The organism is Exiguobacterium sp. SH1S1, from assembly GCF_004337245.1.
GTDB lineage: Bacteria > Bacillota > Bacilli > Exiguobacteriales > Exiguobacteriaceae > Exiguobacterium > Exiguobacterium aurantiacum_A.
Map to the genome: position 1 here is coordinate 1 of NZ_SJUZ01000039.1, position 345 is coordinate 345.

Annotated in this window: 2 tRNA genes; both read right to left on the reverse strand. The window is 48.7% G+C overall.

Annotation, left to right across the window (positions count from 1 at the left end):
• Nucleotides 1-132: 132 nt before the first annotated feature.
• Nucleotides 133-208, reverse strand: a tRNA-Ala gene (locus EVJ23_RS15140).
• A gap of 11 nt (nt 209-219) precedes the next feature.
• Nucleotides 220-296: transfer RNA gene (locus EVJ23_RS15145), tRNA-Pro, on the reverse strand.
• Between the last annotated feature and the right edge of the window lie 49 nt (nt 297-345).

The window sequence follows — 345 nt, forward strand, 5'->3', positions numbered from 1 at the left end:
CCTGAGCCAGGATCAAACTCTCCAAAGAATTTGATATAGCTCTTGAAAATGACGAAGCTTGCGCTTCAATCAAAACTTGTAAAACTTTTTTTGCCTCATCGTTCAGTTTTCAAAGTTCGTCAGTTAAAGAATTGGTGGAGCCTAGCGGGATCGAACCGCTGACCTCCTGCGTGCAAGGCAGGCGCTCTCCCAGCTGAGCTAAGGCCCCAAAAGTTATGATGGTCGGGAAGACAGGATTCGAACCTGCGACCCCTTGGTCCCAAACCAAGTGCTCTACCAAGCTGAGCTACTTCCCGTTATAAATGGTGCACCCTGAGAGATTCGAACTCCCGGCCTTTAGATTCG